A 15,247-nucleotide genomic window follows, 5' to 3' on the forward strand; every position below is an offset into this window, starting at 1 on the left:
TAAACACGTGCAGAAACGGGAAGTTCCATGGGCGCGCGGCATTCTCTACGGGGTGTACCAGCGTCGCCTTCGCCGAGGGCTGACTCCGGATGTGCTCCCGGACCACGTTGCCATGATCATCGACGGCAACCGGCGATGGGCCCGACAGCTTGGCTTCGACTCCGCCGCCCACGGCCATCGGGCCGGGGCCGCGAAGATGCGCGAATTCCTCAAATGGTGTGACGACCTCGGCATCTCCGTTGTCACGCTCTACCTGCTGTCTTCCGACAACCTGACCAACCGGCCGACCGAAGAGCTCCAGGAATTGATGAAGATCATCGCGAAGCTCGCGGAGGAGCTGTCCCGGGTCCGGGACTGGCGGGTGCAGCAGGTGGGATCCAAGACGGGCCTGCCGGAGCCTCTGATCGCCGCTTTGAACGCCGCGGAGGCGCGGACGGCACGCAAGAAGGGGCTGCATATCAATCTTGCGGTGGGCTACGGCGGACGCACCGAGATCACCGACGCGATGCGAAGCATCGTCGGGGCGCATCTCGAGAACGGCCACACGCTTGAGAACCTCGCGGAAACCCTCACCCCTGAACTGATCGGGGCGCACCTATACACCAGCGGCCAGCCTGATCCCGACCTGGTCATCCGCACGTCCGGGGAGCAGCGCATCAGCGATTTCATGCTCTGGCAGAGCGCGCACAGCGAGTTCTATTTCATGGAAGCTCTCGGGCCGGACCTTCGGCAGGTCGACTTCCTGCGTGCCCTGCGCGATTTTGCCAGGCGCCAGCGCCGGTTCGGCGGGTAGGACATCCATGACCGCTCTTGATCACTATCTGGAGGGGTTCCTGGAGGAGCCCGGTTACCTCGACTACGCCCGGGTGGGGCCGTGTTCCGCCGGCGTCGTCGCCGAGACGCTGGGCCAGACGGAGACGCTGTCCCGCGCGCGGTTCGGCAGCCTCGATCATTTCCACGCCCAGGACCAACGGCTGCGCTCCGCCGTGGCCGAGGCCACCGGTTTCCGTGCCGACCAGATCGTCTGCGAGCCCAACACCACCACCGGGATCATGCAGGCCATGTTCGGCCTCACCGGGCCGGTGCTCCTCTCGCCCGGGGATTTCCCCACGGTGCCGTTCGCGGCTGTGCGCGCGGCGGAGGCGCTGCGCGTGGTCACCCCGATCTGGTTGGAGACCGATCACGGTCGGGTCACCCCCGGGCAGATCCGGGAACAGCTGACCTCGGCCACCGCCGCGGTGGCGGTGTGCCTCGTCGATTCCCGCACGGGTCATCGCGCGGACCTGGACGGCATCCGTCAGGTCATCGGGGACCGCCTGCTCATCGTCGACGCCATCCAGGGTTTCGGGGCAGTGGATGTTCCGTACGAGGTGGCGGATGTCGTCGCCTCGGGTGGGCAGAAATGGGCCAGAGCCGGTTGGGGCACCGGTTTCCTGGCGCTCAGCGATCGCGCCGTGGAACGTCTGGTTCCCGTGTTCTCCGGTTTCGCCGGCACCGACACCGCCGAGCCGTGGGACGAGGTGCTGCCCCCGAGCCGCAGTGCCAACGCGTTCCGTGTGAGCAATGGGGACTCCATCGCCCAGGCGCGGTTCGCGACAGCTCTCGAAGAGGTGGCCGGCGTCGGCATCCGCTCGATCGAGGACGCGATCAACGTCAATGTGGCGCAGCTGATCGATCTGGCCGACGAGTTCGCCATACCCGTGGTCTCCTCACGGGACGACCGGGAGCGGGCCGGCATCCTGGTGCTCGAACCCCCGGCCGCCCACCTCACGCTGCTGGGCATCGCCCTGCACAACCACGGCGTCACTGCGACGACGCGCGACGGCACCGTGCGACTCAGCACCCATGCTGCGCTCAGCCCGGACACGATCGACATGCTGCGCGGCGCGTTCACGTCGTATGCGACCGCGGTGATCTACTGACGGTCCCGTGCCGGCCGGGGTTCGGTCCGGAAGATGACTGCCCGGTGAACGTCTGTTTTGAATGCGCGTGTCGCTCTTCCCTTGCTGCGCTTGAATAAGTAGCGTCATGCTCATCAGGTATGGCACCTGATCGAGACGGCCACATAAGTACGGCTCGAGAACCCTGTGGCTGCTCGCCAACACAATCTGTGCCTCACGGGGCACGGGGTGGGAGTGGTTGTGACCGCTAATCAGATCGACAACAAGGGTTCGAACCAGACGGCGGCGGCGGGGCAAGCCGAATGCACCTACGTTCTGGACACATCGGTACTACTTTCCGATCCCAAGGCGATTTTCCGCTTCGCGGAGCACGCCGTGGTGCTCCCGGTTGTGGTCATCGCGGAGCTCGAGGCCAAGCGCAACGACCCGGAGATCGGGTACTTCGCCCGGCAGTCGCTGCGGCTGCTTGACGAACTCCGGGTGAAGCACGAGCGGCTGGACTTCCCGATTCCAGTCGGTGAGGGCGGCAGCCTGCGGGTGGAACTGAACCACTCGAACATGTCGGTGCTGCCCTCCGGCCTCCAACTGGGCGACAACGACTCACGCATCCTCGCCGTGGCCCTCAATCTGGCCAACGACGGCCTGAACGTGACTGTCGTCACCAAGGATCTGCCGCTGCGGGTGAAGGCCGCCTCGCTCGGCCTCGCCGCGGAGGAATACCGCCACGAACTCGCGGTGGACTCCGGGTGGACCGGCATGGACGAGATCACCCTGGGCTCGAACCTGATCGACGAGCTCTACGACAAGGAGGTCGTGCACACCCGGCTCGTGCAGGACATGCCGGTGAACACGGGCCTGGTCATCCACTCCGACCGTGGGTCCGCGCTCGGCCGGGTCGTCGGGAAGGGCGAGATGAAACTCGTGCGCGGCGACCGGGACGTCTTCGGGCTGAAGGGCCGCTCAGCGGAACAGCGTCTGGCCATCGACCTGCTCCTCGACCCGGAGATCGGGATTCTGTCGCTGGGAGGGCGGGCCGGAACGGGGAAGTCCGCGCTCGCCCTCTGCGCCGGCCTCGAGGCCGTGCTGGAACGCCAGCAGCACCGCAAGATCATGGTTTTCCGGCCGCTCTACGCGGTCGGCGGTCAGGAACTCGGCTACCTGCCCGGTGACGCCGCCGAGAAGATGAGCCCGTGGGCCCAGGCGGTCTTCGACACGCTCGGCGCCATCGTCTCCGAGAACGTTCTCGAGGAGGTGATCGAGCGGGGGATCCTGGAGGTGTTGCCGCTCACGCACATCCGTGGCCGCTCGCTGCACGACGCCTTCGTGATCGTGGACGAGGCCCAGTCGCTCGAACGCAACGTGCTGCTCACCGTGCTCAGCAGGATCGGGCAGAACTCGCGCGTGGTGCTGACCCATGACGTGGCCCAGCGGGACAACCTGCGGGTGGGCCGCTTCGACGGGGTGGCGTCCGTGATCGAGACGCTCAAGGGACATCCGCTGTTCGCCCACATGACGTTGACGCGCTCGGAGCGGAGCGCGATCGCAGCCCTCGTCACCGAGATGCTCGAGGGCAACGACGTGCGCTAGCGCCTTCCACCCCGCGAACCAGCACCGCGAGAGTGCCCGTTCCGGTCGAGAGTGACCGGTACAACGGGCACTCTCGACCGGAACGGTACCGGGAAGGGGCTACTTGGGCTGGGGCGGACGGGTCATGCTGAGCACGTCCAGGGCCGTGTCGAGCAGCTCGAGGGTGACCTCGCCGCGCTCGACGAACCCCAACGCGATGACGGACTCGCGCACGGTGACGCCCTCGGCCACCGAGTGCTTGGCGACCTTGGCCGCGGCCTCGTAACCGATGACCCGGTTCAGCGGGGTGACGATCGCGGGGGAGGACTCGGCCAGCGCGCGAGCGCGCTCCACGTTGGCCGTGAGGCCGTCGACGGTCTTGTCGGCGAGCACGCGGGTGGCGTTCGAGAGCAGCCGGATCGACTCGAGCAGGGCGGTGCCCATCACCGGGATGGCGACGTTGAGCTCGAACGAGCCCGACGCGCCCGACCAGGCGATGGTCGCGTCGTTGCCGATCACACGCGAGCAGACCATCAGCACGGCCTCCGGGATCACCGGGTTCACCTTGCCCGGCATGATCGAGGAGCCGGGCTGCAGGTCGGGGATGTTCAGCTCGCCGAAGCCCGTGTTGGGGCCTGAGCCCATCCAGCGCAGGTCGTTGCAGATCTTGGTCAGGCTGACCGCGATGGTGCGGAGGGCGCCGGATGCGTCCACCAGGCCGTCCCGGTTGGCCTGCGCCTCGAAGTGGTCGCGCGCCTCGGTGACCGGCAGTTCGGTCTCCTCGACGAGCAGCTCGATCACGAGCTGCGGGAAGCCGAACGGCGTGTTGATGCCGGTACCGACGGCGGTGCCGCCGAGGGGGACCTCGGAGACGCGGGGGAGGGCCGTGCGCACGCGCTCGATGCCGAGGCGCATCTGCCGGGCGTAGCCGCCGAATTCCTGGCCGAGGGTGACCGGGGTGGCGTCCATCAGGTGGGTGCGGCCGGCCTTGACCGCTCCGGCCCACAGCTCCGCCTTGGCCTCGAGGGCAACGGCGAGGTGGTCGAGCGCGGGGATGAGGTCGTCGATCAGCGCACTCGTGACGGCCAGGTGAACGGATGTCGGGAAGACGTCGTTGGAGGACTGGGACGCGTTCACGTGGTCGTTCGGGTGCACCGGGCGGCCGAGGCTGCGCGTGGCGAGGGTCGCGAGGACCTCGTTCATGTTCATGTTCGAGGACGTTCCGCTACCGGTCTGGTACACGTCGATCGGGAACTCGGAGTCGTAGCGGCCGGCGGCCACCAGGTCTGCGGCGTCGGCGATGGCCTGGGCGATCTCGGCGTCGAGCACCCCCAGCTTCGCGTTGGCCAGGGCGGCCGACTTCTTGATCCGGGCCAGGGCGGCGATCTGGGCCGGCTCCAGCACGGAGCCGGAGATCGGGAAGTTCTCGACGGCCCGCTGCGTCTGCGCGCCGTAGAGGGCGGCGACCGGAACCCGGACCTCACCCATCGTGTCGTGTTCGATCCGGTACTCGGCTTCAGCGGTCTTGTCCACCACGGTGTGTATTACCTTTCGATTGGGAATCTTCTGGGTGCGAATCTCTTCGGGACGGGAACGCGCGCGGCACCCCGGGGGCCCCGCCGCGAACAGGCGGCTCGGCTAGACCACGCCGACAACGATGTCGGGCACGGCACGGCCTTCGAGCAGCCGGTAGTTCGCCCCGACGATAGCCAATGTACCTTCTGCCACGGCCGCACTGATCACCTCGGAGCGCTCGAGAAGCTCGGACACCGTGTCGCGCAGGTGTTCGCGGCCGACAGCGAGAGCGTCGACCTGCTCGGGATCGATCGGCGTCGCATCCGTCGACCCGGCGACCCGCCGAACGGCAGGCACAATTTTTTCGATGATCCGGTTGATGTGCACGGGCAGGGGCGGCGCGTCGGCAGCCTGGGAATCGATGGCGGCGCGCACGGCACCGCAGCCGTCGTGCCCGAGCACGAGGATGAGCGGAACCCGCAACACGGCCACGGCGTATTCGAGAGAGCCGAGCACCGAATCGGAGATGACCTGACCGGCGTTGCGCACCACGAACAGGTCACCCAGACCCTTGTCGAAGATGATCTCAGCGGCCAGCCGGGAGTCGCTGCAGCCGAACAGGGCGGCGTCGGGGGTCTGCACGAAGGCCAGTTCGGCGCGGCGGTCCACGTCCTGACGCGGATGCCGCGGCTCGCCGCCTACGAAGCGGTCGTTGCCGCGTTGCAGGTCGGTCCAGACCTCTGCCGGTGTTGCTGCCCTGCCCATCACTGTCCTTCGGCGTCGTTCGTGCTGATCTGTTCGGCAACCACCTCGGCGAGAGCCGCGAGCTCGTCGTCATCGGCGGTGCCGACGAGAAGGTAGGTGCTGTCCCCGGCGGCCGTCACCAGCGCGGATTCGAAATTTCCGCGGTCTTTTTCCGGGGCCGGGTTGCGGTGCACGTCCCAGGTGACGCCGGCGATCGTGACGGTGCCGCTGGCGGCCGTGTCTTCCAGCTTGTCGGCGAGCCAGCTCGGGTTTGCCCCGAGCGCCTGGGTCAGGCCGATGTACTCGTCGGCCGGGGTGAGCAGGCCGATGTTCCAGGAGGGGATCTTGTCGGTCCCGCCTGCCCGCCACTGCGCGGAATTGGCCGTCCAGTCGGCGGGCAACGCCGGAACCAGCAGGGGTTCGTCGATTCCGATCTGCACCTGCTCGGCCACGGCCGCGAAGTCGACGGCGCGGTTCAGCGGCGCCTCGCTGCGCGGCACCAGGAGCACGAGCACGAAGACCATGCCGAGGGTGGCCAGGAGCGACAGGACCAGGTTGTTCACGGTCTTGTGGGACCGGTACTTGCGGGAGTTCTCAGCCAGCCTGGTCTTCGTCTCGCCGGGGGTTTCCGGGCGTCCCAGCTCGGCGACGATGCGGGGCTCGCGCTTGGCGGCGCTCATCCGGCGGAGGCGGCGGACTCGACCTGGCCTGCCCGTGCGGCATCCAGTCTGGCCTTCGCGCCGATCAGCCACTCTTCGCAGCGACGGGCGAGAGCCTCGCCGCGTTCCCAGAGAGCGAGCGACTCCTCGAGTGATGAGGCGCCCTGTTCGAGGGCGTTCACCACGCGCACGAGTTCGTCCCTTGCCTGTTCGTAGCTCAGGGCGTTGATGTCGTCTGCTGCCGAGGTCATGGTGTCCATTCTAATTATCTAGTTCGCCGGTGTCGGATCGGAGGCTGCCGGTGCGCTGGCCATCGTGTGCGTGGTGGCCGTCACGGCGCCCTCGGCGAGGGTGATCCGGAGCGAGGTCCCGGCGGGAGCCTGGCCGGGACTGCGCACGACCTGTCCGTCGTTCAGCTGCACGATGGCGTAGCCGCGGTCGAGGGTGCCCTGCGGGGAGAGGGCGCGCAGCTGGGAGCGCAGGTCGACGATCACCGCCCCCGCACGCTCGACCGCCCGGTCGACCAGCTCGGCGCCGCGGGCGACGTACCGGGTGAGGTCCTCGGACCGGGAATCGATGATCCACTGGGGGGTGGAGAGCACCGGGCGCGAGCGCAGCTGACCGATCCGGTCGACCTCGTGGGCGAGGATGCCGGTCAGCCGGTTGCTGAGACGCGCGCGGGCCTGCTGCACCCGGTTGAGTTCGTCGGAGACGTCCGGGACGACGCGTTTGGCGGCATCCGTCGGCGTCGACGCGCGCAGGTCGGCGACGTCGTCGAGGAGGGGCCGGTCGGCCTCGTGGCCGATGGCGCTGACCAGCGGGGTCGTGCAGGCCGCCGCCGCGCGGACGAGCCTCTCGTCGCTGAAGCCGAGCAGGTTCTGGAAGTCGCCGCCGCCGCGGGCGACGATGATCACGTCCACCTCCGGGTCGGCGTCCAGACGCTGGATGGCCGCGGTCACCTCGGCCACCATGCGCTCACCCTGCACGGCCGCGTACGCGAGGTGGAAGTTGACGGCAGGCCAGCGCAACTGGGCGTTGCGGATGACGTCTTTCTCGGCGTCGGAGTCCTTGCCCGTGACCAGTCCGATGCAGTGCGGAAGAAAGGGAAGCGGCTTCTTCCGCGAGGCGTCGAAGAGTCCCTCTCCGGCCAGTTGCTTGCGCAGCCGCTCCAGGCGTTCCAGCATGTCGCCGAGACCCACGTGCCGCATCTCGAACACCTGCATGGTGAGCGTGCCGCCCTTGACCCAGTAGTTGGGTTTGACCAGGGCGATGACCCGGTCACCCTGCTTGAACTCGCTGGTCAGTTTCGTGCGCACCGAGGACCAGATCGTGAAGCTGACGGTGGCGTCTTCGGTGAGGTCTTTCAGTTTGCCGTAGACGTTGCCGCCGCTGGCACCCCACTGGGTGATCTCGCCCTCGACCCAGGCCGTGCCGAGGCGGTCGATGTAGCCCCGGATCTTGTTGGCCAGCAGCCCGACCGGCCACGGGGTCTCGAGGGTGGATGCTGCGTCCGTCATCAATCGTTCCTCCCACGGACTGCACAGCCCTGCCCCCATAGACTGGGTTGGTGACTATCAGTACGGATTCGCCTGTGATCGGCCTTGGCATGCCACGGATTCCCCGGGCACGCAACAGGCTCAAGGATACCCCGGTGGTCGGACACAAACGGGTGCTGTTGGCCGCCCCGCGCGGCTACTGCGCCGGCGTGGACCGGGCCGTGATCGCCGTCGAGAAGGCGCTCGAGCTCTACGGCGCCCCCGTCTATGTGCGCAAGCAGATCGTGCACAACATCCATGTCGTCTCCGAACTGGAGAAGAAGGGTGCGATCTTCGTCGAGGAAGTCGACGAGGTGCCCACCGGTTCCCACATCGTCTTCAGCGCCCACGGCGTGTCGCCGGCCGTCGTCACCGCCGCGGCGGACCGGGGCCTGCTGGCCATCGACGCCACCTGCCCGCTGGTCACCAAGGTGCACCGGGAAGCCGTGCGCTTCGCCCGGGACGATTTCCAGATCCTGCTGATCGGCCACGAGGGCCACGAAGAGGTCGAGGGCACCGCGGGGGAAGCGCCCGAGCACACCACGCTCGTCGGCAGCCCCGACGACGCGGACACCATCGAGGTGAGCGACCCCGACAAGGTCGTCTGGCTGTCCCAGACCACGCTGAGCGTGGACGAGACCATGGAAACCGTGCGCCGCCTGCGCGCCCGTTTCCCGAACCTGCAGGATCCCCCCAGCGACGACATCTGCTACGCCACCCAGAACCGCCAGGTGGCGATCAAGAAGGTGGCCCGCGATTCCGACCTCGTGATCGTGGTCGGCTCGGCGAACTCGTCCAACTCGGTGCGTCTGGTCGAGGTGGCGCTGGAGTACGGCGCCCAGGCTGCCTACCGGGTGGACTTCGCCAGCGAGATCAAGCAGGAGTGGCTCGACGGGGTGGCCACCGTGGGTGTGACGAGCGGGGCATCCGTGCCTGACGAGCTCGTGCACGAGGTTCTCGCCGATCTGGCCGAGGCCGGCTACGGCGACGTCGAGGAGATCAAGACGGCGGAGGAGGACCTGCTGTTCTCGCTGCCGAAGGAGCTCCGCAAGGACCTGGCCGGCAATACCGATGCCCGGGCTCTCGGCGGCCGGGTCAGCCGCCCGGAGTAATCGGCGCCGCAGACACCACGAAGCCCCCGGCGATCAGATCACGTCTGATCGCCGGGGGCTTCGTGTGTGCGGTCCGGCGGGACCGTGCGGGTCTACAGCGAGCCGTAGACGTCCATCAGGTTCGGGTCATTGAGCAGCGTCGGGTCGGTCGCGAGCACCGCGCTGCTGAAAGCGATGAACACGACCACGAACAGGACCGCGCCGATCAGCGGCACGTAGAACGCGCGCCTGCCGCGTGCCAGCAGCAGGATTGCGCCTGCCGCCGTGGCCAGCCAGACCAGGCACACGCTGACGATCCCCGCCGTGACCAGCCCGGGCACGGACGGATCCGGCTCGTACCCGCCGAGGTCCAGCTGGGTGTAGATCAACTGGATCGAATCGGTGATCATGGCGAGCATGCTGACCGCGAAGAGCGTGGACAGCAGCCCGAGGACGAGCAGACTCAGCGTGACCGGACGGTCCCACCGCGGCGCGGTGCCGCGCGGGTGCGGAGCCGCGACGGGTGCCGCGGATGACACGGGTGCATCCGGTGTGGCGAGGGTGCGCTCATCGGGGGTCGGAGTCCAGCTCCAACCCTCCGGCGCAAGCTCGCCGTACTGGGGACGCGGCCGGGAATCCTCCGGAGGGGTTCCCGGAGGAGTCGACGAAGAATTCTCGGCCATCGTCATCCGGTGCTAGCTGTTCGACTGGCCGGCGGAGCCGAGCTGGCGGGTGGCGTCGGCGACGCGAGCGGCCATAGCCGTCTCGGCAACCTTGCCCCAGGCGCGGGGGTCGTAGACCTTCTTGTTGCCGACTTCGCCGTCAACCTTGAGGACGCTGTCGTAGTTGCTCAGCATGTAGCCGGCGACTGCGCGCGTGAAGGCGTACTGGGTGTCGGTGTCGATGTTCATCTTCACGACGCCGTTCGCGACGGCCTCGGCGATCTCGGCGTCGGTGGAACCCGATCCGCCGTGGAAGACCAGGTCGAGGGGCTTCGGGCCGGTGCCCAGCTTGGCGGCGACGCCATCCTGGATCTCCTTGAGGAGTTCCGGGCGCAGCTTCACGTTGCCGGGCTTGTAGACGCCGTGCACGTTGCCGAAGGTGAGGGCAGCCATGTAGCGGCCGTTCTCGCCCATGCCGAGGGAGTCGATCATGGACAGCGCATCGTCGAGAGTCGTATACAGGTTCTCGTTGATGTCGCCCTCGACGCCGTCTTCTTCGCCGCCGACGGCGCCGATCTCGACCTCGAGGATGGCGTTGATCGCCTGGGTGCGCTTCAGGATGTCCTTGGCGATTTCCAGGTTCTCGCCGAGGGCGATGGCGGAGCCGTCCCACATGTGCGACTGGAAGATCGGGTTGCGGCCGGCCTTGACCTCTTCTTCGGAGGCGGTGATGAGCGGGAGGACGAAGTCCTCGAGCGCGCCCTTGGGGCAGTGGTCCGTGTGCAGGGCAACGGTAACGGGGTAATTGTCGGCGACGGACTGCACGAAGCGTGCCATCGCGAGCGCACCGGATGCGCGGTTCTTGACTGTGTGGCCGGCGAAGTAATCTGCGCCACCGGTGGTGACCTGGATGATGCCGTCTGAGCCGGCTTCGGTCAGGCCCTGAAGGACGGCATTAATGCTCTGCGAAGACGAAACGTTGAACGCCGGGTAGGCGAACCCCTTCGTCTTGGCCTTGTTGAGCATCTCGGCATACTGGTCTGGGGTTGCGATGGGCATAGTTGAGTCTCCTCGGTTGGACCGTTTCGGTCCTCTCATCCTACCGAGGTGGGTCTCCGCACGTGCCAGCGCGTGCACCGGTCCGATGGGGAGCGGGCGCTAGGCTGAAGAAGGCAGCACCGAAACAGGTGCCGGCCCAAAGATGGGCCTTGCCACTGCCGCACTCTTCGTCCGGGAAGGACCATCTGTGAACAGCCCCGAAATCGCCCCCAATTTCATGCACCCCGACCGCAACCTTGCGATGGAGCTGGTGCGGGCCACCGAGGCCGCAGCGATTCGCGCAGTCCCGTTCATCGGCCGCGGCGACAAGAACGCCGCAGACAAGGCAGCCGTCGACGCCATGCGCGTCTTCCTCGGCACCGTCAACTTCGACGGACTCATCGTCATCGGCGAGGGTGAGAAAGACGAAGCCCCCATGCTCTTCAACGGTGAGCGCGTCGGCAATGGCAAGGGTCCGGCCTGCGACATCGCGGTCGACCCGATCGACGGCACCAGTCTCACCGCCGCCGGACGCCAGAACGCCCTCTCCGTGATCGCGGTCTCCTCCCGCGGCACCATGCTCGACGCGTCCTCCGTGTTCTACATGGACAAGATCGTCACCGGAGGGGCCGGCCGCGGAGTGGTCAGCCTGGACGCTTCGATCGGCGACAACATCCGCGAGTTGTCCAAGGCCACCGGCAAGCCGGTCGGCGAGATGGTCCTCGCCGTTCTCGACCGCCCCCGTCACGCCGGACTGATCGATGAAATCCGCAGCGCCGGAGCCGGCACCCGGCTGATGAGCGACGGCGACGTCGCCGGCGGCATCAACGCGGCCCGCTGGCAGACCCGTATCGACATGTGCGTCGGCATCGGTGGCAGCCCCGAGGGCATCACCACGGCCTGCGCGCTCAAGGCAATCGGCGGCTACATGCAGGGTCGCCTCGCCCCGAAGGACGACGCCGAGCGCGCGAGTGCCGTCGCGGCCGGCCTCGACGTCGACAAGCTGCTCGAGCTCGACGACATGGTCAGCGGCGACAACACCTTCTTCGTCGCCACGGGCGTCACGGATGGCGGACTTGTCGACGGCGTGCGCCGCCAGGGCCCGATCATCCGCACCGAGAGCATCGTTCTGCGCTCGAAGTCCGGCACCTCGCGCCGCGTGATCGGCGAGCACCTCGCCTCCAAGTGGCTCTAGCCCTCCGGCCCAGGGTCCGATCGGCGCTCTGATCCACCGAGTGTCGCCCGAAACGCTGAGAATCGCCGTTCCGACGGCGATTTTCAGCGTTAACGGCGATTCTCGGCGTCAGTCGGTGTGGGGTACGGCCGGCTCCAGCGCCGCAGTTTCCAGCGCCGCGGACTCCAGTTCCGACACGAACTCCCAGGCGGCCAGTTCGCGCGGGGTGTCTTCGATCCCCACCAGCGGCGCCAGCACCTTCGACTCGTCGAGGGCGTTGAGCTTGCGCGCGGTGGGCAGGACCTGGCGTTCCATCGAGCCGACGAAGCCGTTGTAGTCCTTCACCGTGCGCTCGATCGACCGGCCCAGCTTCTCGATGTGCGTGGCCGTCGTGGACAGGCGCCCGTAGAGTTCCCGGCTCAGGTCGAACAAGACCTTGGCGTCATGCGTGAGCACGTCTTGCTGCCAGGTGAAGGCCACCGTCTTGAGCACCGACCACAGGGTCACCGGGGAGGCGAGGGCCACCCGCTTCGAGAACGCGAACTCCATGATCGACGGGTCGGCTTCCAGCGCCGAGGAGACCAGGGACTCGCTGGGGATGAAGGCGATCACGATCTCGGGGGACGCCTCCAGGCCCTGCCAGTAGGCCTTGCTGCCGAGCGCGGTGATGTGGTCGCGCACGGCCTTGACGTGTGCTTTCATGTAGGCGGTCCGCTGGGCGCCCAGGGCGCCGGTGGCGGTGACCGGGATCTGACTGGCTTCGAGGAACGCCGTGAAGGGCACCTTCGCGTCAACGGCGATGTTCTTGCCTCCGGGCAGATGCACGACCATGTCCGGGCGGCCGGCGCCGGCATCGGAGGTGATGCTCGACTGCACGTCGAAGTCGACCCGCTCGATCAGACCGGCGGCCTCGACCACGCTGCGCAGCTGGGTTTCGCCCCAGACCCCGCGCGTGTTGTTGGCGCGCAGCGCAGACGCGAGCGACTCGGCGGTGCTCCGCAGGCGCTCCTCAGACTCGGTCGCCGACCGCAGCTGCTGGCTGAGCTCGCCGTGTTGCAGGCTGCGCTGGGCCTCCAGCTCAGCAACCTTCGCCTGCATGTCCTGCAGGCTCTCCTTGACCGGTGCGAGCGCCTGCAGGACCCTGCTCTCCTGCTTCTGCTGTTCGGTGCGCGCCTCTTGGTCATCGCGCTGGCGGTCGCTCAGTTCGCGGTACTGACGCCCCGCGTCGACGACCTGCCCGCGCAGGGCATCGGCCGTTGCCTGCACCGAGGCCAGCTCCTCGCGCAGGATGGATTGGATGCCCGCCTCCCGGGCGCGCACCTCGGCCAGCGCCACCTGGTGGTTGGCCTCGGTCACGAGTGGGTCGTTGCTGCCTGACCGGCCCGCGGTGCGGCGATCCGCGGCGCGCGCCGTGAACACCACCGTGAGCAGGGTGCCCAGCAGGGCGCCGACGACAAGACCGACAAAGAGACTGAACCAGGAATCCATGGATCCACTCTGCCAGTGGCCACCGACACTCCCGCGCCGGAGGTGAGTTGACGCCTAGCTCAGGGCCATCGGGCCGTGCGTGGCGGACTTCTCCTTCGTGGCGACCGGCCCGATCGCGCCGACCTTCACGCCGGTGATCTGCGCCAGCTCCTCGAGGGTGCCGGCCCCGTGCCGGTCGGCAGCGTGGATCATGATGGCCGCACAGGCCTCCGCGTCGGCCAGGGCATCGTGGTGGGCGAAGCCCTCGAATCCCGCGGCCATCGCGGCAACCGGCAGTCGGTAGGAGTCGAGGTGGTAGGTGCGGCGGGCCACCTGCAGGCTGCAGACGTAGTTGAAGTCGGGCACCTCCAGGCCGGCGACGGTGGAGGATGTCTTGATCACACCCAGGTCGAAGCCGGCGTTGTGGGCCACCAGATGGTCGTCGCCGGCGAAGGCGACCAGGTCGGGAAGCTGCTCGGCCCAGGTGGCCGCACCCGCGACATCCGTCGGCCGGATGCCGTGGATCTTGATGTTCCAGGCCAGAAACATGTCGTGCCCGACGGCGGGCTTGATGAACCAGGCGACCCGGTCGACCACCTGGCCGTCGCGCACCTTCACCAGCCCCACCGAGCACGCCGATGCGCTGGAGGAATTGGCGGTCTCGAAGTCGATGGCGGTGAAGTTGACTGGCACCGCTTCATCCTTTCACGGGCCGCCGACACTGCGCCTCCGCGGGCCGACCGGGCCGCGGGCCGCAGACGGTACGATTGACTCCCGTGGCTCTTACTATTGCAATCGTCGGACTGCCCAATGTCGGCAAGTCCACCCTCTTCAACGCGTTGACCAAGAACAACGTGCTCGCGGCGAACTACCCGTTCGCCACCATCGAGCCGAACGTCGGCATCGTCAACCTGCCTGATTTCCGGCTCGCTGCGTTGGCCACCATCTACGGCAGCAAGGCCCTGCTGCCGGCGCCGGTCTCGTTCGTCGACATCGCCGGAATCGTGCGCGGCGCCAGCGAGGGGGAGGGCCTCGGCAACAAGTTCCTCGCCAACATCCGTGAAGCGGATGCCATCGCACAGGTCATCCGAGGCTTCGCCGACCCCGACGTGGTGCACGTCGACGGTGCCGTGAACCCGGCCGGCGACATGGAGACCATCAACACGGAGCTCATCCTCGCCGACCTGCAGACCCTCGAAAAGGCCGTGTTGCGGTTCGAGAAAGAGGTCAAGGGGCGCAAACTTCCCCCCATCGTGCTCGAGACCGCGCTCAAGGCGCAGGCGATCCTCGACGCCGGCCAGCCGCTCTCGTCGGCCGCGCTCGACATCGAGCCGATCCAGGAACTCGGGCTGCTCACCGCGAAGCCCTTCATCTATGTTTTCAACGTGGACGAGGCCGTGCTGCAGGACCAGGCCAAGCTCGACACCCTCGCCGCCCTCGTCGCGCCGGCCAACGCCGTGTTCCTCGACGCGAAGCTCGAATCCGAGCTCAGCGAGCTCGACGCCGAGGATGCCGCCGAGATGCTGGCCTCGACCGGCCAGGCCGAGAGTGGCCTCGACCAGCTCGCCCGCATCGGCTTCGACACCCTCGGCCTGCAGACCTACCTGACGGCCGGCCCGAAGGAAACGCGCGCCTGGACCATCCACAAGGGGTGGACCGCCCCGCAGGCCGCCGGCGTGATCCACACCGACTTCCAGAAGGGCTTCATCAAGGCGGAGATCTTCTCCTTCGAAGACCTGATGGAGGCCGGCTCCGTGGCGGAGGCCCGTTCCAAGGGCAAGGCCCGCATCGAGGGCAAGGAATACATCATGCAGGATGGCGACGTGGTGGAGTTCCGCTTCAACGTGTAGCCCGCAGTGCCGGCCGCAACTGTTCCCGTTTCGGACAACTGTTGC

15 protein-coding genes are annotated in these 15,247 nt (G+C 67.7%); 6 read left to right on the plus strand and 9 right to left on the minus strand.

Annotated features, from left to right (window positions below; all coding sequences use genetic code 11):
• Nucleotides 1-7 precede the first annotated feature (7 nt).
• The 3 genes from E3T49_RS11770 (at nt 8) to E3T49_RS11780 (ending at nt 3,488) form a co-directional block, all read left to right on the plus strand.
• Complete coding sequence (locus E3T49_RS11770) at nt 8-793, plus strand: isoprenyl transferase (protein ID WP_134425097.1); 786 nt, start codon at nt 8-10, stop codon at nt 791-793.
• A gap of 7 nt (nt 794-800) precedes the next feature.
• Entirely contained in the window at nt 801-1,922 is a 1,122-nt protein-coding gene (locus E3T49_RS11775; protein WP_134425098.1) for an aminotransferase class V-fold PLP-dependent enzyme, read from the plus strand.
• A gap of 234 nt (nt 1,923-2,156) precedes the next feature.
• Nucleotides 2,157-3,488 carry a PhoH family protein gene (locus E3T49_RS11780; protein WP_241972798.1) on the plus strand — a complete coding sequence of 444 codons (1,332 nt, stop codon included), beginning with the start codon at nt 2,157-2,159 and terminating at the stop codon, nt 3,486-3,488.
• A gap of 99 nt (nt 3,489-3,587) precedes the next feature.
• On the opposite strand, the gene E3T49_RS11785 is transcribed toward E3T49_RS11780, so the two are convergent.
• The 5 genes from E3T49_RS11785 to xseA form a co-directional block, all read right to left on the minus strand.
• Nucleotides 3,588-5,000, minus strand: a complete 1,413-nt coding sequence (locus E3T49_RS11785) for a class II fumarate hydratase (protein WP_420898551.1) — start codon at nt 4,998-5,000, stop codon at nt 3,588-3,590.
• 105 nt (nt 5,001-5,105) lie between these two features.
• Nucleotides 5,106-5,747: a carbonic anhydrase gene (locus E3T49_RS11790; RefSeq protein ID WP_134425101.1), complete on the minus strand. Its 642-nt coding sequence runs from the start codon at nt 5,745-5,747 to the stop codon at nt 5,106-5,108.
• Complete coding sequence (locus E3T49_RS11795; protein WP_134425102.1) at nt 5,747-6,406, minus strand: DUF4245 domain-containing protein; 660 nt, start codon at nt 6,404-6,406, stop codon at nt 5,747-5,749. Before E3T49_RS11795 ends, E3T49_RS11790 begins: the two co-directional genes overlap by 1 nt.
• On the minus strand, nt 6,403-6,645 hold the full coding sequence (locus E3T49_RS11800) for an exodeoxyribonuclease VII small subunit (protein WP_420898552.1): 243 nt from the start codon (nt 6,643-6,645) through the stop codon (nt 6,403-6,405). Before E3T49_RS11800 ends, E3T49_RS11795 begins: the two co-directional genes overlap by 4 nt.
• Before the next feature lie 9 nt (nt 6,646-6,654).
• Nucleotides 6,655-7,902, minus strand: coding sequence for an exodeoxyribonuclease VII large subunit (gene xseA, locus E3T49_RS11805; RefSeq protein WP_134425104.1), 1,248 nt, complete (start codon nt 7,900-7,902; stop codon nt 6,655-6,657).
• Nucleotides 7,903-7,991: 89 nt separating this feature from the next.
• Here xseA and E3T49_RS11810 point away from each other — a divergent pair, with 89 nt between their 5' ends.
• Complete coding sequence (locus E3T49_RS11810; protein WP_134425131.1) at nt 7,992-9,032, plus strand: 4-hydroxy-3-methylbut-2-enyl diphosphate reductase; 1,041 nt, start codon at nt 7,992-7,994, stop codon at nt 9,030-9,032.
• Nucleotides 9,033-9,124: 92 nt separating this feature from the next.
• Here the strand turns inward: E3T49_RS11810 and E3T49_RS11815 are convergent, their stop codons facing one another.
• Nucleotides 9,125-9,694, minus strand: a complete 570-nt coding sequence (locus E3T49_RS11815; RefSeq protein ID WP_134425105.1) for a DUF6264 family protein — start codon at nt 9,692-9,694, stop codon at nt 9,125-9,127.
• A 12-nt stretch (nt 9,695-9,706) separates the two neighbouring features.
• Nucleotides 9,707-10,732, minus strand: a complete 1,026-nt coding sequence (fbaA, locus tag E3T49_RS11820; protein WP_134425106.1) for a class II fructose-bisphosphate aldolase — start codon at nt 10,730-10,732, stop codon at nt 9,707-9,709.
• A 217-nt stretch (nt 10,733-10,949) separates the two neighbouring features.
• Between fbaA and glpX the strand changes: the two genes are divergently transcribed.
• Nucleotides 10,950-11,906, plus strand: a complete 957-nt coding sequence (gene glpX / locus E3T49_RS11825; RefSeq protein WP_241972800.1) for a class II fructose-bisphosphatase — start codon at nt 10,950-10,952, stop codon at nt 11,904-11,906.
• Nucleotides 11,907-12,014: 108 nt separating this feature from the next.
• On the opposite strand, the gene E3T49_RS11830 is transcribed toward glpX, so the two are convergent.
• Both E3T49_RS11830 and E3T49_RS11835 read right to left on the minus strand, forming a co-directional pair.
• Nucleotides 12,015-13,373 carry a DNA recombination protein RmuC gene (locus tag E3T49_RS11830; RefSeq protein ID WP_134425108.1) on the minus strand — a complete coding sequence of 453 codons (1,359 nt, stop codon included), beginning with the start codon at nt 13,371-13,373 and terminating at the stop codon, nt 12,015-12,017.
• 54 nt (nt 13,374-13,427) lie between these two features.
• Nucleotides 13,428-14,045, minus strand: a complete 618-nt coding sequence (locus E3T49_RS11835; protein ID WP_134425109.1) for an exonuclease domain-containing protein — start codon at nt 14,043-14,045, stop codon at nt 13,428-13,430.
• Between the two features lie 83 nt (nt 14,046-14,128).
• Between E3T49_RS11835 and ychF the strand changes: the two genes are divergently transcribed.
• Nucleotides 14,129-15,202, plus strand: a complete 1,074-nt coding sequence (gene ychF / locus E3T49_RS11840) for a redox-regulated ATPase YchF (protein WP_134425110.1) — start codon at nt 14,129-14,131, stop codon at nt 15,200-15,202.
• Nucleotides 15,203-15,247 lie beyond the last annotated feature (45 nt).

The organism is Cryobacterium cryoconiti (assembly GCF_004403065.1).
Classification (GTDB): domain Bacteria; phylum Actinomycetota; class Actinomycetes; order Actinomycetales; family Microbacteriaceae; genus Cryobacterium; species Cryobacterium cryoconiti.